We start from the raw sequence: 21,387 nt of genomic DNA, 5'->3' as shown, positions 1-21,387 counted from the left end.
AAAAGTTAGGCAACATCAAGAAGATGATTTCTGTATCCAACAGGAGTCATCTTTTTTAAATTCCATTGATATCTATAGTGATTATAGTACGTCATATATTTCTTAATCTCTTGTTTCAACTCAGTAAAAGACTCGCAAGGTTTTATATGTGCTTCATCTTTCAGATGACCAAAAAATGATTCTTGTGGAGCGTTATCCCAACAGTTCCCTCTTCTTGACATAGATTGTCCGAGCTTTAGCTTTTTGACTAATTTTTGGTAGGTAGGGCTTGTGTAGTGGGCTCCTTGATCTGAATGAATATATGCACCTTCAGTCAATCGAATCCTCTTATTCCGTTTTAGTTTATGAAGAGTTGTTGTTACGAGGTCTAATGTCATCTGTTCTGAAACATGGTAAGCTAAAATTTCATTGGTTGAGCCATCTAAAATTGTAGATAAATAAGCTCTTTTATTCTTACCGTAAACTAAATAAGTGATATCTGTAAGAAGCGTTTTCCTGGGGTGTTTTGTTTAAATTCTCGATTTAATTGATTCGGCACTACTCGATGTTCTTTTGAAGCTTTCAGCATTCTTTTATAAGGATTTGCTTTCCGAATCGGACAGATAATCTCATATTTTTTCATGATTCTACGGATACGCTTTAAATTGTAGACAACTTGAAAATGACCCACCAATGTCATTTTTATTTGACGAGCCCCTTTCTTTCGATTTCTAAATCGAAGTGCTTTTAATATGATTTTTTTCACGATTTCATCTTGATTGTTCTTTTGTTTCCGTTGTTCTTGAGATGAAATGGAAAAATAATTATAGTATCCGAACGGGATACACCAGCTACTTTACACAAATAACTCACCATATTTCTTAAGTTATATTTTATGATGACAGAACGAATCAGGATATATTTCTGACTAGGTGATAACGTTATTTCCTTCTCATCCTCCCTTCCATAAGTTTTATTTTTTAACAATTCATTTTCTGCCTTTAGTAAGTTCCGTTCGGCTTCTAAACGAGCATACTTCTCTTCTAACGTAAGCTCTCTCTAAGAGTTCTTCCCGCGTTTTGGGTGCGTGTATCTCGCAAACCAAATACACCATTTTTTCTGTAAGCAGCACGCCACCTACTTCCTGATGACATAATTCGTTTCATTCCAATCATATCTATATCAAAACCACATTCTTCAAAAATATTTCGAGGTAGTTTTCCTTTCTCATTTTCCTCAATAAAAATACGCTTAAATTCATCTGTATAAGTGATACCTTTCTGACTTACAGATTTTATGTAGGGGTTATTTGATAGAATTTGAATGTCTCTTTCTGTAAATAGCTTTTTTGTCATTTTGAACTTTCTCCGATCCCAATTTTCTCTCATTATACAAGAAATACCCTATAGAATAGACTTTTTTTCAGTGTCTATTCTATAGGGTACATTTTAGTAGCAGAGCCTTCTTTTATTTTTGATTGATACCTTCCCAAACAATATCCAACTGTTGATTAAGTATATTTTTCGCACTTGTTTCATTAGCGTGTAATAGCGAGTGGGACATTAGTGTATAAAAATAAGTACTCATAATAGTAGAAGTGATGATATTTGTATCCCATGGACTGTGTAATTTTCCTGTCTCTTTCGCTTCTGTAATAATAGAAGACAAACTTTCTTGTAGCTGTTGTATACTTTTTAATTCATTTTCTACTAAGTAGTTAGATTTAATAATTTCAAAAACAGCATGCGTCATTAATTCTCCATGTCCAGTAAAGCGATCCAGTAAGTCTCCTAAAACAAGTTTGATTCGCTCTTTTGGATGTTCCACATTTTCATACGTTTTTAAACTTTCATTCCATAGTTCAATTTGAGAATCACCTAAAAATAATAATATGTTTTCTTTTTTCGGAAAGTAGTTGAAGAAAGTTCCTTTTGCAATCCCGCATGCAGTAGTAATATCTTGAACGGTTACATTTTCGTACCCACGTTCTTGGAAGAGTTGTACTGCTTTTAGGAATATAAGTTCTTTTAATTCTTTTTTTCTCGTTTCTCTAAGCATATAATCGACTCCTAACACAAACAATTATATCTGTTTATTAGATAATCTCAAACGGAATTGTATTTCATAAACAAATTTACTGTTTAATGAAGTTTAATACAATCATAGGAGTTTTTAGGTCGTGTTGTATTTGAACGCCCTTTGTGGATGTAGCGTTAGAGTTTTCCATTATTGTAATTGTATCGTCATCATTTACCAAAATTAATAAAGTTTTTATAGATTGATCTTCATATACAATTTCCATTTTACTTGATACGGATGCCATAGTTTGTTTAGTTAAAGAAACCTCTTTAGGTGTACCTGTTTGAATAGACTTAAGCATTTGTATAATAAACCCTTTATTATTTGTTTCGGCTTTTACTGTATTATTTCCCTTCACATTTAACAACTTTACATCTGTTATTTCATCTGTTTTCAATGCTAGTTTTGAAACTTCTTTATTTGAAGGAGAAGAAGTACATCCAAGTAAATTAATAATTAATGTAGTTGAAAGAAGGGTAGAAAGAATTCTGTTCATACTTTTCGTTATAGTTTTTTGTTATAAATGAAAACTGTATAGTTCATGAGATTGCTTTTCAGAAATCCATTTTGGGATACGTTTCATTACTTGGTTTCTTAGTATAGTTAAAGGTTTACTTTCTATTTGCGCCATTTTTCCAACTTTCCAGGCAGTGTTTGAGATTTTTATAATTCTATCTCGTCTTTTTTGTTCGTATTCTATAAATGCTTGACGATAGTGGGCGTTATTTTTGATACATTCCGCAAGAATAATAGCATCTTCAATTGCCTGACAAGCTCCTTGACCTAAATTAGGTGTAAGTGCATGGGCAGCATCCCCAATAAAGACGATGCGTTTGTCAAAAAATTGTTTCATTGGAGTGATGTCTACAATATCACGATGAATCATAGTAACGTCTGATGCATTGTTTAAAATATCTGGGATAGGACTATGGTAACTTTTGAAATGATTATATAAATCTGCTGTTGTGTATGCTGTGTATTTTCGGTCCCTAGCTTTAGCATTTATGAGCGCATACCAATATACTTCGTTGTTTGGAAGAGGAACGATACCAAATCTACCGTTTGTTCCCCAAGTTTCAATAAAATCATTTGTTAAAGATAGATTATGAGCTGGAGTTACGCCGCGCCAACACGTATAACCGGCATAACGATAACCATCACATTGTGTTACTTGTTTTCGAACGACAGAATGAATACCATCTGCAGCAATGAGTATATTACCGAGTGCTTCACTACCATCTTGAAATAATATTTTTAAGGCGTTTTCTTCATTTTGTTCTATTTTTACGCATTCTTTTCCCCATTCGACAGTACCTTTTTGTAGTTCTGAAAGAAGCAATTGATGTAAATTTTTTCTATGAATGGAGTACATTTTTGGATAACAAGTTGGAATGGTCAATTTACTTAATATAGATCCTTTTTCTGACACAAGGTTAAAACCGTCACTTTCGTTCCCCAATTTTTTTATTTGCTTAGAAATTCCGTATGGTTCAAGTGCCTGCATTGCATTTGGGGCAATGATAATACCTGCACCAACAACAGTAGGTTCAATATTTTTGTCATACACTTTTACATCTAATCCTATTTTTTGTAAGGAGATTGCTGCGCAAAGACCAGCAATACCACCACCTATAATCATGACATTATTCATTTGTTATCCCTCCACAATTAAGTGTCTTAACTCATAAAATGACCACGGTCATTTTATGAGTTAAGATTAATACCTTTTTTTGTTATTGTCAATTAGACTTTTAACTATAGTTCCGGAACGATTAGGTGAAAAATAGAAATAATTGAAATTCTAAAAATGTAGGAGGGGAATTAGTAAAATTAAGCATCCGAGTAGGAGTATAGAGGGATAACATGTTACAATACAGCTAAGAACACGCAATAAAGGAGAGTATTTTTACGTGAAAATTAAAGCAATCGAACCGACGCCAAGTCCGAATACAATGAAAGTTATTTTAAATGAAGTATTACCATCAGGAGCGCGTAATAATTATACAAATGAAAATAAAGAACAAGCACCAATGCAAGTGCAAGAAATTTTGAAAATTGAAGGCATTAAAGGTGTATATCATGTTGCAGACTTTTTAGCAGTGGAGCGAAATGCGAAGTTTGACTGGAAAGTTTTATTACAACAAGTTCGTGCCGTTTTTGGTGAAGAAATAGTGGAAGAAAGCGAAGAACAACAACTTTCTCATTTTGGAGAAGTGAAAGTGTTTGTTCAAATGTTCTTTACTATTCCGATGCAAGTGAAGTTAACAGATGGAACGACAGAAGAGCGTGTAGGCTTACCTGATCGTTTTAAAGAATCCATTATGAAAGTGCAAATGTCTGCACCTAACGTTGTGAAAGAGCGCAAATGGGTAGAACAAAGTACACGTTACGGTAATTTTGAAGAAATCGGGAAAGAAGTAGTAGAAGAAATTGTTGCTGCTTATTCAGAAGAACGTGTAAATGAAACGGTTAAAGAATTATTGAATCAAGCAGGTGCTGTTGAAGTAACGATTCAAAAGCGTGAGCCATATAAAGTAACAGAAGAGATGATGAAGGATTCTGACTGGAAAAAACGTTTTGCAGCTTTAGAACAAATGGATCCAACGGAAGAGGATATGACGGTATTGAAAATGGCGCTAGATGATGAGAAAGTATCTATTCGCCGCTTAGCAACAGCTTATTTAGGTATGGTAAAAGGTGATGGAGTATTGCCGTTATTATATAAAGCGTTATTAGATCGTTCTGTAAGTGTTCGCCGTACAGCAGGAGATTGCTTATCAGATGTAGGTGACCCAGCAGCGATGTTCGTTATGATTAAATCTCTGAAAGATTCAAGTAAATTAGTACGCTGGCGTGCAGCAATGTTCTTATTTGAACTTGGTGATGAAAGTGCAATTCCGGCATTAAAAGCAGCTGAAGATGATCCAGAGTTTGAAGTAGCAATGCAAGCGCGTTTAGCTTTAGAACGTATTGAAGGCGGCGAAGAAGCAAAAGGTTCTGTATGGAAGCAAATGACGGAGTCTCGTAAAGGGGAATAATATATGATTGTTTTCTATGATAGTTGGTGTCCGATGTGTACGGCAGTGGCAGAGCGGACGAAAAGGTTAGATAAAAAGGGTACAATGAAATTTGTTTCATTTCGAGATGAAGATGTAGTTGAGAAGTATGAACTATCTCAAGAATTACAAAGTAAGATGGAACAAAGACTGTATATTTTTAAAAATAATAAGTGGTATGACGGAATTCACAGCATTTACGTATTAGCAAAGGCTGTCCCACTTTATTGGTTTGCAGTTCCTTTTATAAAACTATCTATCATAGTTGGATTTGGAAGTAAAGTATACGAATATATTGCCAACAATAGAAAACTTGTCCCAGTTGGACACTGCCGTGAAGGGGTTTGTGAAATCCCTACAAAAAAATGAAATCATCGTTATCTTTCTTTTGCACCTATTAATAGCGCGTGATATGATGAAGTTGGAATGAAAGTTGAAGGGGAGATTACAAGATGTCAAATGCATATGAAGAATACATGCGTCAAATGGTAATTCCAATGCGCCAAGAATTAGTGCGTTCTGGATTTGAAGAGTTAACTACAGAAGAAGCTGTAACAGAATTTATTGAGAATGCAACAGGTACAACTTTAGTAGTTGTAAACTCTGTTTGTGGTTGTGCAGCTGGTTTAGCACGCCCATCAGCAGGTCAAGCAGTTGTACGTGCTGAAAAACAACCTGATCATCTTGTAACTGTATTTGCAGGTCAAGATAAAGATGCTACTGCGAAAATGCGTGAATACTTCGGAGAAATTCCTCCATCTTCACCATCTATGGCATTACTAAAAGGAAAAGAAGTTGTCCACTTCATTCACCGTCATGAAATTGAAGGCGCAACAATGGACGAAATTATTACAAACTTAGAGCAAGCTTTCGAAAAGAATTGCTAAAGTAGGGGGAGAGTAAATCTCCCTCTTTTCTTTATATAGAGGTGAAAAAATGATAGTAACAACAGCAGGAAGAACAAATAAAGAAATGACAGCTTATGGAAATAAGGTAGCAGAAGAATTAAATTGTTCTTTCGTTTTACGTAATGATATACCTGTGCACAAACTGCATGAGCAGTATGAACAAGATGTGCTGATTGTAGGGAAAAACCGATTAGCTATTTATCCAAAGGGTACGGAAGAGTCGTTTTTCTTTCATCCAAACTCAGCAATGTTTCGTGTGAAAAGGTTAATGCGCGGAGAACATGATCCGTTTATACAAGCTACCAAATTAGAGAGCGGAATGACAGTATTAGATTGTACGCTCGGTATGGCATCAGATAGTATTGTAGCTAGTTATATTGTTGGTGAGAACGGAAAAGTAACAGGGATTGAAGGAAACGAATATATGGCTTACATCATGGGAAAAGGCTTGCAAACATGGTCTTCATCTGTTTCTGAAATCGATGAGGCAATGCAAAGCATTGATGTAAAGCAAACAGAGCATTTCGCATTTTTAACGCAATGTGAAGATAATAGTTATGATGTTGTTTATCTTGATCCGATGTTTGAAGAAACTATCATCGAATCAGATGGAATTAAAGGATTAAAACACTTCGCTTTGTATCATGATATTACTGATGAAACAATTGCGGAAGCGAAGCGTGTGGCGAGAAAACGTGTCGTTCTGAAAGATCATTTCCGTAGTTCTAGATTTGAAAAACACAATTTTTATGTATACAAAAGAAAAAGCGCTAAGTTTCATTTTGGTGTAATTGACCCTTGCTAATTGTTTGAAAAGATGTATAATAAGCAATAATTAATTAAATATACTGTCTGTGATGAAGAGAGTAATCTTTTTCAGAAGGAAAGCGAGCTAGGGATGGTGTGAGCCTAGTGCAGAAGAAAAAGATGAAGCGCACTTCGGAGACGCTTCTTGAACGAATAGTAGAGTAAGCCGAGGCCCCCTGTCCTCGTTATAAACGGGAAAGTGGTTCGAAATGAACAACAAGGGTGGTACCACGGGTTAAAACTCGTCTCTTTTTTAGAGACGAGTTTTTTGTGTTTCAAAAAATAAGGAGGTTATAGTATGAATTATAAAACGCAGTTTGCGAAAAGTTTATCGAATATTTTTACGAATGAATTAACACAAAATCAAATTTTAGATTTAATCGAAACACCAAAACAAGATGAATTCGGAGATGCAGCGTTCCCATGCTTTTCACTAGCGAAGCAATATAAAAAATCACCAGCTATTATAGCGAAGGAATTGGCGGAGAAATTAAATGATCCGTTCTTTACGAAAGTAGAGGCTGTTGGTCCTTATGTAAATGTATTTTTTAATCGTGAAACAGTAAGTGATGAAGTATTAAAAACAATTTTAGCGGAGAAAGAAGAGTACGGTCAAAATCACTTTGGATGTGAAAAAACGGTAGTTATCGATTATTCCTCTCCTAATATCGCGAAACCTTTTTCAATGGGGCATTTACGTTCTACAATGATTGGTAATTCGCTGAAACATATCGCCGAAAAATGTGGGTATGAAGTTGTCGGAATCAATTATATTGGCGATTGGGGCACGCAGTTTGGAAAGTTAATTACCGCATATAAAAAATGGGGAAATGAAGAGGTAGTTAAAGAGGATCCGATACGTGAGTTATTTAAGTTATATGTTCAGTTTCATGAAGAAGCAAAAGAGAACAAAGAACTAGAAGAAGAAGGACGATCATGGTTTAAAAAGCTAGAAGAAGGAAATGAAGAAGCAGTCGAACTTTGGAATTGGTTTCGTCATGAGTCTTTAAAAGAATTTTCTCGTATTTATGAACTTCTCGGTGTGGAATTTACAAACTTTCAAGGAGAAGCTTTCTATAACGATAAAATGGAAGACTTTATTGGGATTTTAGAAGAGCACGATTTACTTGAAGAATCAGAAGGCGCATTAGTCGTTAATTTAGAAAAAGAAGGTATGCCGCCTTGCCTAATTAGAAAATCAGATGGTGCAACTATTTACGCAACGCGTGATTTAACAGCGGCATTGTATCGTCAAAACACATACGAATTTGATAAAGCACTATATGTAGTTGGCCCAGAACAAAGTTTACATTTTAATCAATTTTTCACTGTATTAAAAAAGCTCGGCTACAACTGGGTTGACGGGATGGAACATGTACCGTTTGGATTCATTTTAAAAGATGGTAAGAAAATGTCGACACGTAAGGGCAGAATTATTTTATTGGAAGAAGTGCTAGAAGAAGCTGTTGCACTTGCGGAACAAAATATTGAAGAGAAAAATCCTAATTTAAAACAAAAAGAAGACGTGGCAAAACAAGTCGGTGTTGGAGCAGTTATCTTCCACGATTTAAAAAATGAGCGTATGCATAATATCGAATTCTCATTAGAAAATATGTTGAAATTTGAAGGAGAAACAGGACCATATGTGCAGTACACACATGCGCGTGCTTGTTCAATTTTAAGAAAAGAAAGTGTAGAATTTGAAACTTGTACTTTTGCATTAAAAGATGATTATAGCTGGAGTGTCGTAAAATTACTTTATAAATTCCCGCAAGTAATTGAAGCGGCCTTCAACAAAAATGAGCCATCTACTATTTCAAAATACGTATTAGATGTAGCACAAGCGTTCAATAAATATTATGGAAATGTTCGTATATTAGAAGAGAACGAAGAGAAAGAGAGTAGACTCGCATTAGCTTACGCTGTGACGGTTGTATTAAAAGAGGGATTACGTTTACTTGGGGTAGGGGCACCTGAGGAGATGTAAAATAAAAATTTTGTAACAAAAAGGCAAATCAGACGGTCATTAACCGGATTTGTCTTTTTGTATTTTCTTAAATAAATTCTTATTTATAAAGTGTTATACGCTACGAAGTGTAAGAATTCTATAATTTTGTTACGAAATCAATTAAAATATTTGTAGAGAGGATGGTCCGTATTGATTCGAAGTTTCATTTTAAACATTCCTTGTCATAGACTACCGGAAAGGAGTTTTCTTAAACTACAAAAATACATGCCTTTATGTGCGCGATGCACAGGTATGTTTATTGGTTTATGTATGTTTCCAATTTACTTTTTAATAACACCTTCGTTTAGTCTCTCATTAATGCTATCCTTTTTTGCTCAAATTCCATTATTAATTGATGGATTCACCCAAAAGTGGAAATGGCGAAGCAGCATAAATTTGCTAAGAGTAACTACTGGCTTATTAAGCGGTAATGGTATGGGATTATTTATTGCATCTAGTATTATATGGATTACATCTTAAACCACATATCAACGGAGGTAGCTACTTACATGTTTTGGATTTACATAATTCTAATTTTTATATCAGGTGGAAGTGGAATTGGTTTTATCATTCATGAAAAATATATAGAAGCAACAATAGCTTTTGTTATTTGCCTATTATTTATGGTGCTACTATATTTTTATTTAAAAAGAAGCAAAAAAAAGAGAAATTTAGATTGTGACGTAATAGATTGTACCGATTGCTCAGATTGTGATTGTACTATCTAAACTTCTATGTATTTCTTTTTTATGAAAAGGATTATATATCGTTTCAGGTATGTAATCCTTTTTATTTTTTTAAAAATTAGTTTGTCAAATAGGTGGAGAGTAAAGAACATGTACGATTTAATGCAATAATTAGAACTAAAAATCTCTAAAAATATTAGAAACATAGGAATACGTTTATTAAATGGAGAACTTTAGTTTTGTATATAAAAGGAGATGTTGGACCTGGAAGAGTATGATTGGAATAGTAAGCTAGCATATTTAAGAAATACGAGAGATTTATATTATAACGATGATTATTTAAGTTTTTTAGTAAATACAGTTTGGAAGATTTCTGAGCCAGTACATATTGTTGATTACGGTTGCGGGTATGGCTACTTAGGTTTAATTTTGTTGCCGTTACTTCCAAATGGATCAAAGTATACAGGTATTGATAGCGGGGAAGCATTAATAGCTGAAGCGAGAGAGTTGTTTCGTTCGCTTCCATATGAATCAGAATTTATTGAAGGAGATGCTACAGAAATTGAATTGGAAAATAAATATGATATAGCTGTCAGTCATGCTTTCTTATTACATATGAATTCGCCCAAAACGATGTTGCAAAAAATGATAAATTCAATTAAGGAGGGAGGAAAGATAATATGTTTTGAGCCGAATTGGATTTCTAATATGTCCTCATACACGCTAGACGGATTAATTCAATCGGAAATTATCCAGCTTGGTGTTTTGCAGAAGTTATTTGAAGAAGATGCACACAGAAGTGGTAAAGATGGCAATATTGGCATGAAAATACCAATGTATTTAAGTGAATTAGGTGTTAAAAATATTGAATGTAGAGTAAGTGATAAAGTGAATTTTTTAGATCCTAATTTAAATCAAAATGATAAGCAAGGATTATATAATTTCCTAAAAGAAGAGGGGATTGCTAGTAATCCAGGTGAAAAACAACAATTTATAGACCGTTTAATGAGTCGGGGCTTAACATTTGCTGAAGCGCTCGCTCAATATGAAGCAGAACTACGATTTTTTGAAGTGTTTCATATACATTCTGCTTTGGTATATGCCCCTAATATGAAAATTACATACGGTGAAATAAGGAGATAAATTTAATGTTAGAAAAGTAGGGATATAATGAGAATTGCTACCCTCAACATTTGGAATCATCAAACTTTGTGGTCAGAGAGATTAGAGGCTATTTGTGAGGAAGTTCAAAATGTTGCTCCTCATATTCTTGCTCTACAGGAAGTTAGAAGTTGTGTTACTTATGGACTAAAGAAAAATGTTGCGCAGTATATAGCAGATCAATCTGGATATCCGGTCTGTGTATTTAAAGAGTATCCAGATTCTCCAGATGAAGGCCTAGCTTTTTTAAGTAAAATTCCTATCTTAGCTGAAGAAGCTATTTGGGAAACAGATATAGAGGAATCGAATTATTGTGCCATTCGAATCATGTTAAAATATAAAGAGTATAAGCTCGGGATAACGAATGTTCATTTAAATTGGAAATCTAGTAGGGTAAGACAAGAGCAAATGAGTACCGTGAATAATTGGATTAAAAACAGAGTTATTGGCTATGAATTATTATGTGGTGATTTTAATGATGATCCACAGATTATGGAAAGAATACAAATTTACTAGGGGATGAAAAGCAAGGAGAACGATATGATTGGGTTATGATACAAGAAAATGGCGTGTTTGAATTCCAAAATATAGAAAATTTATCTATATTTGCGGATTCAGCATTAACCTCATCATGCGTATTCCCAAGTGATCATTACGGTGTTTTTGTGGATTTAAAATTTGATAAGTGAAACAACCTCCCTAATAGTATGAAATAGAAGATAGGATGATTGTCATTTTTGGCGGTAAATCGATGTATCTTGTCGAATCGTTGATATATTATAAGTTACGATAGATATATTCAGGAAATTGTTGATATAATTTCATCCACTGAATGAAGCCTCAAAAAAGAGGATAAAATCGATGTTCTAATAACACATGATATTTCATCAAATTAAACAAAATCCCCATAAAAATCAATGTTTTTAAGATATTTAGTTATAAACTTGAATAATATTAAATAATATCGTTCATTATATGAGGTTTTAGTTGAATGCATACTATATGATGTGTAAAATCTAAGCAAGTAGGTTAGAATACTGCTTGCAAATGGCAGTATAAATAATTATTTGAGGTGAATACATGCTAGATTTTAAACAATTAGAAATTTGTTTGAAAGAAAAGAGATTTGTAGATGGATTACATGAGATAAATAATGAAATTGCGCATATAAAAGAAACGAATAAGTTATCATACGTGAAGAACTGGCTTTCTAACGTCTCGTCCTCTAAGGAGTTTGATACATTAATTCGTCTTGCTGATGAAGGCTTGATGCATCAATATAGCTCCTTTTTAATTCGTTATACGTATAAAAAATTCCCAAATATGAGAACGCTCTCTTTATATTGTGATGAGTTAATTGATGAGCGTAAAATTCTTGATGCTGAACAATTGTTAAAAGATGCTTTGGAAGAGGTAAATGAAGAGGAAACTGATGCGGATGTTTTAACGAAAGCATATTTTACGTTAGTTAGATGTTTGTTAGATATGAAGCGAAATGAAGAGGCCTATGCCTATATGCAAAAGGCGGAAAAGTATAGTACACGTGCAGTTTTTGATAAATGGGGTTACTTATATATACAGACCGGTGAGTGGGAGAAGGCAGAGGAACAACTTTTAGCCGGTCAGCAGCATAAAGATTGTGAAGAGTTAGCTACGTACTTATTGGCGCAATTATATGCATATAAAGGTGAACAGCAGCGAGCATTACAACTCATTAATGATGCGATTGCAAAGTTCCCTCAAGTACCATATTTCTATTTTGAAAAAGTAAAATATTTATTAGATTTAGAGCGCTATGAAGAAATGTTAGCGGTAATAGATAAAATTAATCATATGCTTCCGCATCATGCATATACAACTTATTTTATACATTTACGTGCAGAAGCATTTTATAAAATGAATAATATTCACGATTTGCAAGCACTATTGAAAAGCGAAAAGAGTTTGAAAAATTCTCTATATCATCATATAGAAAAAAATCCTGATGGAAAAAAGGTTCGTTTACCGATAGTTCCGGTTGTACAAAAGGATAACTATTGCGTTCCGACAAGTTTGGAAATGATGTTAGGGGTATGGGGAGAAAAACGTACGCAAGATGAAATTGCACAATATATTTTTGATGTAACAGGTTCTAAGTTTTCAGATACAGTTACATATATAGAAGAGCAAGGTTACGAATATCGTTATTTTCAAGGGAATGAGGAAAATTATAAGAGATTACTCAATCAAGGTATTCCCGTTTTATTAAGTATAGATATTGAGCACGCTTCCCATGTACAAGTGCTTTCTGGTTATGACGATGTACTGCAAGCTTTTTATATTCAAGATCCGAATTTCTTGGAACCGATTCTTGTGGAATATGATAAGTTGCAAGAAAAATATCGTTACACAGATTGTTTGGCTATTACGTTTATACCAAAAGATAGAATAGAACAACTTTCATTTTTAAATGAGGAAGAACACATTTATTATAAAACAATCTTTTCTCTTACAGATCATTTAGCTGAGCAAGATAAAGAGGGGATTGAAAAGTTAGTACTATTTTTAAAAGAAACAAGTGAAAATCCAAACACTTGGCTATATACGATTAAACATTTAGATGCTGAAGTAGATAAAGATTTTATTCAGTTTTGTATAGAAAAATTAATGGAAAAGTTTCCGAGCTCTGACTTTGTGAAATTGCATAGTGCACAGTGTTTTATTCGTCTGCAAGATATGGAAAAAGCAGGATATATGCTTCAAAGTGTGGAGAAGAAAAATAGTCAAGCGTTGTATCATCTTATAAATGGACGTTATTCTTTTGAGCAAGATAATTATGCAGAAGCGATTGCTAGTTTTCGTTCATCATTACAATTGGATGCAGATCAACCAGTTGCGTGGAGTTTCTTAGCATTATCATACATGTATATGGATCAATCCGAAAAGGGGCTAGAGTATTCTCTAACAGCTATAGAACGTAGCCCAGAAAGGTTTACACTTGTAAATCACGGTTTAATTTTAATAGATTTAGAACGATATGAAGAAGCATATGGATTCTTTAATGATTTATTAAAAGAATATAAGTATGAAGCGCACATATGGTATGAACGTGCAAGATGTGCTCAGCATTTAGGAAAAGTGTATTTGGCGGTAAAAGGACTTAAAGTAGCAATTCAATTAGATAAAACGGCAGCGTATTTATATACGAAGCTTTCGGAAATCTATGAATCAGATTTGGATGATGGGAATAATGCGAAGGAAATTTTATTACAAGGAATTCAAAATTGTGAAGATCAGGCATCTTTATATGTTCGTTTAGGAGATGTGCATTTTCAAAATGATGAACTGGAAGAAGCGGAAACTATATATAAGCGTTCTTTAGAAGAAAATAATGAAGATGTATATGCCCATTTCGGCTTAACTCAAGTTTATATGGCAAAGGAACAATATGAGTATGCAAAAAACTATATTGTTAGTATTAATAAGCAATTTGAAGACAATCAAGATTTCCTTATGAATGCTGGCATGGTGCTATGGGATGCTGAAATTGCATTAGGTGGGGATGAAAAAGAGTTAAAACTTGCACTTTCTAAATTAGAGAACGGTATACGAAGCGTATACGCTAATATAGCGAGCGTGTTGGATGAGTATGTAAATCGAATAAAAGACACAGCTTTTGTACAACGAGGCATAGCGTTTTTAAGAACGTTAGAAAAAGAGAAAACGGAAGTAATTGAATACGGTTGTTATGCTGGTGTTTTATATGAATCTATTGGACAGTATGATCAAGCAATAAAACGGTATAATGATGCACTTAAGAAAAAACAGGATTCATTGCCGTATTTCCGAATCGGTGAAACATTCATGGCGTTAGGGCAATTTCAAGAAGCGAAGCATGCGTATGAAACATGTTTAGAAATGGATAAGAATTTCACAGGTGTACATGTGCAACTAGCAGAAATATATGAAAAAGAAGAAAATAGTTATAAAGAACAAAGTCATATGGTCCAGGCAATGAAAGAAGAGCCTTTGCATATTAATATGGAATATTTGGCACAGCTTTCAGTAGATTTGAATCTTCATGAAGAATTGCTGGTTGAACTAGAACAATTAGCAGAAGAGGTACCAGAAATATGGCGTTTAGATGCAATTGCATACGTATATGGTGCGATGAATGAGGTAAATAAAGAAAAAGAATATATTGAATGTGCAATAAAAATAGATGAAGCGCATGTGGAAGTATTATATCATTATGCGAAATTGCTAGTTAAAAAGCAGAGTGCAGAAGCAATCGAAGTTGCGCTGAAAGTAATGCATAAAGATTTGGAAAGTGAACGTATATTTGGTGTGTACGTAAAAGCAATGGAGCAACATAAAAAAGTATCGCAAATACGAGACGCACTTCATACGTTAAAGGTGAGAAAAGCAGAAAGAAGTACAGCGTTTGTGTATGCAGCTACTGCGGTTGCCGAAAGATTAGTAGAAAGGCAGCAAAATGAGCAACCGAAAAAATCTATATTTACAAGAGCATTTTATCGCATGAAAAATCGTGCGAAGGAAATTTCAATGATTACAGCTGTTATCGATTTATTTGAAATCTCCTTGAAGTTAAATCCAAAAAATAGTATGGCAGCGCAGCGTTTTGCACTATTTTACGAGAATGCAGCGATGAATAAAGAAGCGATAGAGGTATTACAAACATCGTTAGAAAATAAGTGGGATTATGATGTAGCGAAGCAACTTGTAAATCTTTTCATTGAGTGTGAGGAAGAGGATATGTTACGAGATGCTTTTGAATTAACGAAACAAATGGTTCGAGAGCTACCGGATGATTACGATACTCTTCTTTTACAAGCGAATGTATTATGTAAGCTAGGCGAAGAAAGAAAAGCCGAAAAAATTTACTTGCAATTAATTGAGAAAACGCCATTTGTAAGTAGAGGATTCCTTGCTTTAGCAGAAGTATATCAAAGTCAAGAGAGGTTTGAGGATGCGATTTATTTATTAGAAGATGCTTCTGTACATCATCCAAATGAAACGGCAATTCTTCTTGCGTTAGCATCTTCGTATCATAAAGCTGGGCAAACGACAAAGGCAGAAAAAATAACAAGTGAAATATTAGCAATTGATCCTACTGACTTGTTAGCAAGATACGATCATGCTTGTTATTTAACATTATTAAACAGAAATGAAGAGGCAAGAGATCAACTTGAAATTGTGCTTCGTGAAGATGAAACAGGATTTTTCGCTGAACTTGCAGAGGAAGATGAAGATTTAGCAGGATTGCGAGAGTTTGAAAAGTAATTGTATAAGAATAGAGAAAAAGGGTATAAATAAAAATATATTTTGAATTAGTTGACAATTAATTGCCCAATGGCATAAAATAACTTTTAATAAAGTATACAAATCTGAAGACGAGAAAGAGTAAAATAGTGAGCTGTTCTCCAGAGAGCCGGTGTATTGCTGAAAGCCGGTGTGCAGACGCTATTTGAAAATCATCTCCGAGGAGCCGTGGCTGAATAAAGTAAGCTCGGACGGATGTCTGCCGTTACAAAGAACGCGTATGTTAGTACGTTGCTAAGTGCTATTAGTGAAAAGCTAATAGAATTAGGGTGGTAACGCGGGTAAACCCGTCCCTACTTCATAGGGACGGGTTTTTTGTGTGCTTTTTAAAAAATTCAAAGGAGTGATTGTACATGAAAAAAGTAGATGTAAAAGAGTCAGCTGTAGGGAGAGAAACACGTATTCGTAAGCAGTGGAACGAACAAAGTATTTTCGAGCAATCAATTCAGAATCGAGAAGGCGCACAATCTTTTGTGTTTTATGAAGGGCCACCAACTGCGAACGGATTACCACACGTCGGCCATGCACTTGGGCGGACGATTAAAGATTTAGTAGCGAGATATAAAACGATGGCTGGATATAAAGTGTTAAGAAAAGCCGGATGGGATACACATGGATTACCTGTAGAATTGGGTGTTGAAAAACAACTTGGCATTTCAGGTAAACATGAAATCGAAGAGTACGGCATTGAACCATTTATTCAAAAGTGTAAAGAAAGTGTATTCACATATGAGAAACAGTGGCGTGAATTTACGGAGAGTATTGGATATTGGGTAGATATGGATGATCCGTACGTTACTCTAGAGAATCCATATATCGAAAGTGTATGGAATATTTTAGGGACGATTCATGAAAAAGGTTTGTTATATAAAGGGCATAGAGTTTCACCGTATTGCCCAAGCTGTCAAACATCTCTTAGTTCACATGAAGTTGCACAAGGATATAAAACAGTGAAAGATTTAAGCGCGACAGTTAAGTTTAAAGTGAAAGATAGTGAAAATGAATATTTCCTTGGATGGACGACAACACCGTGGACACTCCCAGCGAATGTTGCACTTGCCGTACATCCGAATATGGAATACGTTAAAGCGAAACAAGAAGGATATGTATACATTGTTGCGAAAGAACGTGTACAAGAAGTATTAAAAGAAAACTATGAAGTATTATCTGTTCATAAAGGCGAAGAATTATTAAACACATCGTATACAGCACCGTTTCCGATGAAGGAAGTTACAAATGGATACCACGTAATTGCAGCAGATTTTGTTACTGCAGATAGTGGTACAGGACTCGTTCATATCGCTCCAGCATATGGGGAGGAAGATTATAAAGTCGTTCAAAGTGGAGGGTTATCGTTCTTACATGTTGTAGATGAGAAAGGTGAGTATACAGAAGCAGTACCCTTCTTAAAAGGAAAGTTTGTAAAAGAATGTGACGTTGATATCGTTCGGTATTTAGCTAAAGAAGGTTTGCTATATCATAAAGAAAAATATGAGCACAGCTATCCACACTGTTGGCGCTGTGATTCACCGTTACTTTATTATGCAGGAGAAAGCTGGTTAATTCGAACAACTGAGATTAAAGAAACATTTTTACAAAATAATGATACTGTTACGTGGTATCCAGATCATATGAAACATGGACGCTTTGGGAAGTTTTTAGAGAATATGGTGGACTGGAATATTAGCCGAAATAGGTATTGGGGAACACCGTTAAACGTATGGGAATGTGAAAGCTGCGATCATCAATTCGCACCGAAAAGTATTGCTGAATTAAGAAAGCATAGTACGAAAGAAACACCTGAAGATTTAGAATTGCATAAGCCATATGTAGATGAAGTACAAGTGTGCTGTGAAAAATGCGGAAGTACAATGAATCGAACACCAGAAGTAATTGATGTTTGGTTTGATAGTGGTTCCATGCCTTTTGCGCAATATCATTACCCGTTTGAAAATAAAAAGTTGTTTGAAGAACAGTTTCCAGCAGATGTAATTGCGGAGGGAATTGATCAAACACGCGGCTGGTTTTATAGTTTATTAGCCGTATCAGCACTATATACAGGGAAAGTACCATATAAACGAGTATTATCATTAGGGCATGTTCTAGATGAAGAAGGACAGAAAATGTCTAAAAGTAAAGGGAATGCACTAGATCCTGTTGATTTAGTAGAGAAGTTTGGTGCCGACGCTCTAAGGTGGGCTCTACTCGTTGATAGTGCACCGTGGAATGCGAAACGATTTTCTGAAAGAACAGTACAAGAAGCGAAATCTAAATTTGTAGATACGTTAGTCAATGTGTATAGCTTCTACGTTTTATATGCAAGTTTAGATGAATATAATCCGAAAGAAAAGTATGAAGTTAAACGTACGAAATTAGATGAATGGGTGTTATCGAGATTGCATAGCACAACGAGAAAGGTAAGAACTGCACTTGATGATTATCAATTCACAAATGCAGCTCGTGAAATTGCTGCTCTTGTAGATGAAGTGAGTAACTGGTATGTAAGACGTTCACGCAATCGTTTTTGGGAATCTGGTATGAATCCTGAAAAAGCAGCTGCGTATGAAACACTTCATGAAGTGCTTGTAACAATTAGTAAATTAATCGCACCATTTACACCGTTTGTAGCTGAGGATATTCATCTGAATTTAGAAGAAAGCAGCGTTCATTTAGCAGATTATCCGGTTGTAAACGAATCACTTATCCAGTCAAAGTTAGAAGCGGAAATGGATGCTGTTTTACAAGTTGTTGAACTTGGAAGAAGTAATCGTAATCAACATTCATTAAAAGTAAAACAGCCGTTAGCAGAGCTTGTATTACTTGAGCATAACGAAAATGATATCGATTGGGAATCTTATCGTGATATCGTAATGGATGAGCTAAATGTTAAAGCATTCCATGTTGAACTGGATGAATCGAAATACACATCATATCAATTAAAGCTGAATTTTAAAACAGCGGGACCGAAGTTTGGTAAAAATGTGAATGCAGTAAACGGGTGGTTAAAACAATTATCACAAGAAGAAGTACAAAATTTTGTATCAACAGAAAAAGCAGTATATGAAGCAACAGCAGGGAAAGAAGTAATTGTCACGGCTGAAGATGTCTTAGTAGAGAAAGTTGCGAAATCAGGATTCTCAAATACGACTAACGGACAATATACGGTTATGTTAGATACGAATGTAACTGAGGAATTGTTACAAGAAGGAGTAGCACGTGAATTTATTCGTGCAGTTCAAGAATATCGTAAGCAGTTGAATTTACCGGTTAATTTACGAGTGGATGTAATTCTTGATACAGAAGAAGAACTACAGCAAACGTTAACGAATCATAAAGATTTATTGGAAGAGAACTTACTCGTCAAGCAATTTACATTTGGTCACTTAACGAATGAGGACGATGAACTTTCTTTAGGGGAGACAAAAGTCCGAATTAAATTAAACGCGGCTAATTAAAGAAAAAAGGAAGTTGGAATCATTCCAACTTCCTTTTTGTATGCTCGTAAAAGCCCGATTGGTGAGGGCTAATAATCAGTGGGGATGGACAAAATCCCCACTGATTAAAGTTTCACTTTATCCGGCCAATTTCCTCATAATCCATTCGATAGGGCCTCTAGAAAATTTCTTTCTCCATAAAACGCTAAATAATACACTGAAAATGAAAAATCCAGTAGCAAATAGTAAAACGAATAATAGTGTTTGATGTTCCATCCTATTTAATAGAATCAATATCCCAATACCGATAAATACATGACTTACATAATGAGTTAATGTTAATTGGCCTGTTTGTACAATGGATGTAATAAACCAATTCTTTTCATGTTTTTCAGCAATGTAGAGGCAAATTATTAATATAGCAATAGCGGATCCTGCAGCAGATGCGACGTATAATATATTTGGTAAAATAGGGCCTGTATTAAACAAAAATGTAGATGCTTCCTCACCAATGTATGGGATAAAAAGGTGAGTTAATACTTTGGACAACAGCTCTATAATTATCGTTACTGTTATACCGAGTAAGAGCAATCTATGTCTAATTTTTCTATTATGAAGATCTAATCTGCCAATTATCATACCGATTAAGAAGAAAGAAAACCATGGGAAAATAGGGTGATAGCCATTAAAAAATAAGTTGCGAAGAAAACCTTTTAAGGTCCAAAAGTCTATATAGTTTATAAATGGGATTGTGCCTCCCCATCCTTCGAAGGCGTTGAAAGTAAGTTGGAGATATTGTGCAGCAAGTAAAATAATGATAGAAATCCATATTAGTATAGTTCTTCGTACAGTAATTAGTAATGCAGCGATGAAAAGGTAAACGCCGTAGTAGTGTAAAATATCACCCGTCCATTCCATTACATACAATAATAACCCTAAAATAAATAAGAATAGTGATCGTTTCCAAATCAATATTCGGCTGGTATTGATTTTTATTTTATCTTGGCTAGCAACAGATGATTTAGTCATTAAAGTTATGCCAATCCCAGCAAGTATAACAAACAAGGCAGAAGCTCTACCTTCAAAAAGTGTCATAAAGGTTTTTAACAGAGGAGGTCCATTTCCTTCCGCCCCTGTTATCACCATGAAATTAACTAGTAACATTCCAAACATTGCCCACGCTCTAGCAAAATCTAAGCCGATAATTCGTTTTTTAGTTTTCATATGAATCACTTCTTTCGAATATGCTGTGGACAGCTTCAATCCATATTTGTTTATAATTCATATTTACATCGAACATCATGAAGTTTCCGATATTATCAAGTACTAATGCCAACATATGAGCTTTTGAAACTAGATTTTTATTTTGAATGAGTTGAAGTTCATTTGCTTTTGTTAGGAGTGATTCAAATCCGTTTAAATATTCTGTTTGTACAGTTAGTAATCGATCTTTGTACATATCGTTTCTTGAAGATAGTAATACATATTCTTGTAATACACGATTAAAATAAGGATCTTTCTGTTGTTCGTCTATCATTTTAAAGCCAAGTTCAACACATTTCTCAATGAAATTCTCTTTCGTAAATTCTTCTGTATGAAAGAATGAGGAGAACTGCATCGCTGCACATAATTCATTAAAAATACTTTCAATTAATGCATCTTTAGATTTAAAGTAATAATAAATAGATGGCTTGGCAATACCAACTTCTTCAGCAATCATTGTATAGGTCGTTTTGGCAATGCCGTGACCGGCAAATAGTCGATAACTTGCTTCGACTATGGAAGAGAGTGTTTCTTCACTTTTACTCATAATAAATCCTCCCAATAAAAAAGATTAATTAAAGTGTATCATTCATTTGGTTATTTTTCAACCTATCGTTAGGTAAAAAATAACCTATTTTTCAATACATTATTTTGGTAAAATATAGTTAATCGAAATGGGAAATA

At 34.4% G+C, this 21,387-nt stretch carries 16 protein-coding genes, 1 pseudogene and 2 other annotated features; of the genes and pseudogenes, 11 read left to right on the top strand and 6 right to left on the bottom strand.

The genetic code is table 11. The features are described from left to right. Positions 1-5: 5 nt before the first annotated feature. The 4 genes and pseudogenes from ACE38F_RS17495 to ACE38F_RS17480 all read right to left on the bottom strand — a co-directional run bounded on the left by ACE38F_RS17495 (position 6) and on the right by ACE38F_RS17480 (position 3,709). A pseudogene (locus ACE38F_RS17495) lies at positions 6-1,334 on the bottom strand (IS3 family transposase). A 112-nt stretch (positions 1,335-1,446) separates the two neighbouring features. Next, positions 1,447-2,037: a TetR/AcrR family transcriptional regulator gene (locus ACE38F_RS17490; RefSeq protein WP_215556180.1), complete on the bottom strand. Its 591-nt coding sequence runs from the start codon at positions 2,035-2,037 to the stop codon at positions 1,447-1,449. A 76-nt stretch (positions 2,038-2,113) separates the two neighbouring features. Further along, positions 2,114-2,554, bottom strand: a complete 441-nt coding sequence (locus ACE38F_RS17485) for a hypothetical protein (protein ID WP_375369338.1) — start codon at positions 2,552-2,554, stop codon at positions 2,114-2,116. A gap of 21 nt (positions 2,555-2,575) precedes the next feature. Beyond that, positions 2,576-3,709, bottom strand: coding sequence for an FAD-dependent monooxygenase (locus ACE38F_RS17480; RefSeq protein WP_375369336.1), 1,134 nt, complete (start codon positions 3,707-3,709; stop codon positions 2,576-2,578). A gap of 259 nt (positions 3,710-3,968) precedes the next feature. On the opposite strand from ACE38F_RS17480, the gene ACE38F_RS17475 reads away from it, so the two are divergent. From ACE38F_RS17475 to ileS, 11 genes are all read left to right on the top strand, one after another. Continuing rightward, positions 3,969-5,096: a conserved virulence factor C family protein gene (locus ACE38F_RS17475; RefSeq protein ID WP_215556182.1), complete on the top strand. Its 1,128-nt coding sequence runs from the start codon at positions 3,969-3,971 to the stop codon at positions 5,094-5,096. Between the two features lie 3 nt (positions 5,097-5,099). After that, a complete protein-coding gene (locus ACE38F_RS17470) occupies positions 5,100-5,483 on the top strand; it encodes a thiol-disulfide oxidoreductase DCC family protein (protein ID WP_215556183.1) in 384 nt (127 codons plus the stop codon). A gap of 83 nt (positions 5,484-5,566) precedes the next feature. Next, entirely contained in the window at positions 5,567-6,001 is a 435-nt protein-coding gene (locus ACE38F_RS17465) for a BrxA/BrxB family bacilliredoxin (protein WP_002065140.1), read from the top strand. Between the two features lie 49 nt (positions 6,002-6,050). Beyond that, on the top strand, positions 6,051-6,827 hold the full coding sequence (locus ACE38F_RS17460; protein WP_375369335.1) for a class I SAM-dependent methyltransferase: 777 nt from the start codon (positions 6,051-6,053) through the stop codon (positions 6,825-6,827). A 40-nt stretch (positions 6,828-6,867) separates the two neighbouring features. After that, positions 6,868-7,082 (top strand) — a binding site (T-box leader). Between the two features lie 45 nt (positions 7,083-7,127). Beyond that, entirely contained in the window at positions 7,128-8,816 is a 1,689-nt protein-coding gene (gene argS / locus ACE38F_RS17455; protein ID WP_375369333.1) for an arginine--tRNA ligase, read from the top strand. Positions 8,817-8,987: 171 nt separating this feature from the next. Beyond that, on the top strand, positions 8,988-9,317 hold the full coding sequence (locus ACE38F_RS17450) for a DUF2085 domain-containing protein (protein WP_375369332.1): 330 nt from the start codon (positions 8,988-8,990) through the stop codon (positions 9,315-9,317). A 29-nt stretch (positions 9,318-9,346) separates the two neighbouring features. Further along, complete coding sequence (locus tag ACE38F_RS17445) at positions 9,347-9,565, top strand: hypothetical protein (protein WP_016102108.1); 219 nt, start codon at positions 9,347-9,349, stop codon at positions 9,563-9,565. 222 nt (positions 9,566-9,787) lie between these two features. Beyond that, positions 9,788-10,666 carry a class I SAM-dependent methyltransferase gene (locus ACE38F_RS17440; protein WP_375369357.1) on the top strand — a complete coding sequence of 293 codons (879 nt, stop codon included), beginning with the start codon at positions 9,788-9,790 and terminating at the stop codon, positions 10,664-10,666. A gap of 27 nt (positions 10,667-10,693) precedes the next feature. Continuing rightward, positions 10,694-11,200, top strand: coding sequence for an endonuclease/exonuclease/phosphatase family protein (locus ACE38F_RS17435; protein WP_375369330.1), 507 nt, complete (start codon positions 10,694-10,696; stop codon positions 11,198-11,200). Between the two features lie 564 nt (positions 11,201-11,764). Then, complete coding sequence (locus tag ACE38F_RS17430) at positions 11,765-15,967, top strand: tetratricopeptide repeat protein (protein WP_375369329.1); 4,203 nt, start codon at positions 11,765-11,767, stop codon at positions 15,965-15,967. Between the two features lie 98 nt (positions 15,968-16,065). Next, positions 16,066-16,304 (top strand) — a binding site (T-box leader). 55 nt (positions 16,305-16,359) lie between these two features. Then, the gene (ileS, locus tag ACE38F_RS17425) at positions 16,360-19,461 is read left to right on the top strand and encodes an isoleucine--tRNA ligase (protein WP_375369328.1); all 3,102 of its coding nucleotides are present in this window, start codon (positions 16,360-16,362) and stop codon (positions 19,459-19,461) included. A 117-nt stretch (positions 19,462-19,578) separates the two neighbouring features. On the opposite strand, the gene ACE38F_RS17420 is transcribed toward ileS, so the two are convergent. Both ACE38F_RS17420 and ACE38F_RS17415 read right to left on the bottom strand, forming a co-directional pair. Then, positions 19,579-20,664, bottom strand: a complete 1,086-nt coding sequence (locus tag ACE38F_RS17420; RefSeq protein WP_375369326.1) for a DUF418 domain-containing protein — start codon at positions 20,662-20,664, stop codon at positions 19,579-19,581. Continuing rightward, on the bottom strand, positions 20,654-21,250 hold the full coding sequence (locus ACE38F_RS17415) for a TetR/AcrR family transcriptional regulator (RefSeq protein ID WP_375369325.1): 597 nt from the start codon (positions 21,248-21,250) through the stop codon (positions 20,654-20,656). The genes ACE38F_RS17420 and ACE38F_RS17415 overlap by 11 nt, the downstream gene beginning before the upstream one ends. Positions 21,251-21,387 lie beyond the last annotated feature (137 nt).

It is taken from the genome of Bacillus altaicus, from assembly GCF_042136375.2.
Lineage (GTDB): Bacteria > Bacillota > Bacilli > Bacillales > Bacillaceae_G > Bacillus_A > Bacillus_A cereus_U.
The sequence above is the reverse complement of the archived record's forward strand: the minus strand, read 5'-3'. Positions and strand labels throughout refer to the sequence as shown.

Excerpts from the sequence above, each read along its gene's own strand:
- ACE38F_RS17480 (WP_375369336.1), bottom strand. The coding sequence starts at position 3,709 with ATGAATAATGTCATGATTATAGGTGGTGGTATTGCTGGTCTTTGCGCA.
- ACE38F_RS17420 (WP_375369326.1), bottom strand. The coding sequence starts at position 20,664 with ATGAAAACTAAAAAACGAATTATCGGCTTAGATTTTGCTAGAGCGTGG.
- ACE38F_RS17485 (WP_375369338.1), bottom strand. The coding sequence starts at position 2,554 with ATGAACAGAATTCTTTCTACCCTTCTTTCAACTACATTAATTATTAAT.
- ACE38F_RS17465 (WP_002065140.1), top strand. The coding sequence starts at position 5,567 with ATGTCAAATGCATATGAAGAATACATGCGTCAAATGGTAATTCCAATG.
- ACE38F_RS17490 (WP_215556180.1), bottom strand. The coding sequence starts at position 2,037 with ATGCTTAGAGAAACGAGAAAAAAAGAATTAAAAGAACTTATATTCCTA.
- ACE38F_RS17470 (WP_215556183.1), top strand. The coding sequence starts at position 5,100 with ATGATTGTTTTCTATGATAGTTGGTGTCCGATGTGTACGGCAGTGGCA.
- ACE38F_RS17445 (WP_016102108.1), top strand. The coding sequence starts at position 9,347 with ATGTTTTGGATTTACATAATTCTAATTTTTATATCAGGTGGAAGTGGA.
- ACE38F_RS17430 (WP_375369329.1), top strand. The coding sequence starts at position 11,765 with ATGCTAGATTTTAAACAATTAGAAATTTGTTTGAAAGAAAAGAGATTT.
- ACE38F_RS17435 (WP_375369330.1), top strand. The coding sequence starts at position 10,694 with ATGAGAATTGCTACCCTCAACATTTGGAATCATCAAACTTTGTGGTCA.
- ACE38F_RS17460 (WP_375369335.1), top strand. The coding sequence starts at position 6,051 with ATGATAGTAACAACAGCAGGAAGAACAAATAAAGAAATGACAGCTTAT.
- argS (WP_375369333.1), top strand. The coding sequence starts at position 7,128 with ATGAATTATAAAACGCAGTTTGCGAAAAGTTTATCGAATATTTTTACG.
- ACE38F_RS17415 (WP_375369325.1), bottom strand. The coding sequence starts at position 21,250 with ATGAGTAAAAGTGAAGAAACACTCTCTTCCATAGTCGAAGCAAGTTAT.
- ileS (WP_375369328.1), top strand. The coding sequence starts at position 16,360 with ATGAAAAAAGTAGATGTAAAAGAGTCAGCTGTAGGGAGAGAAACACGT.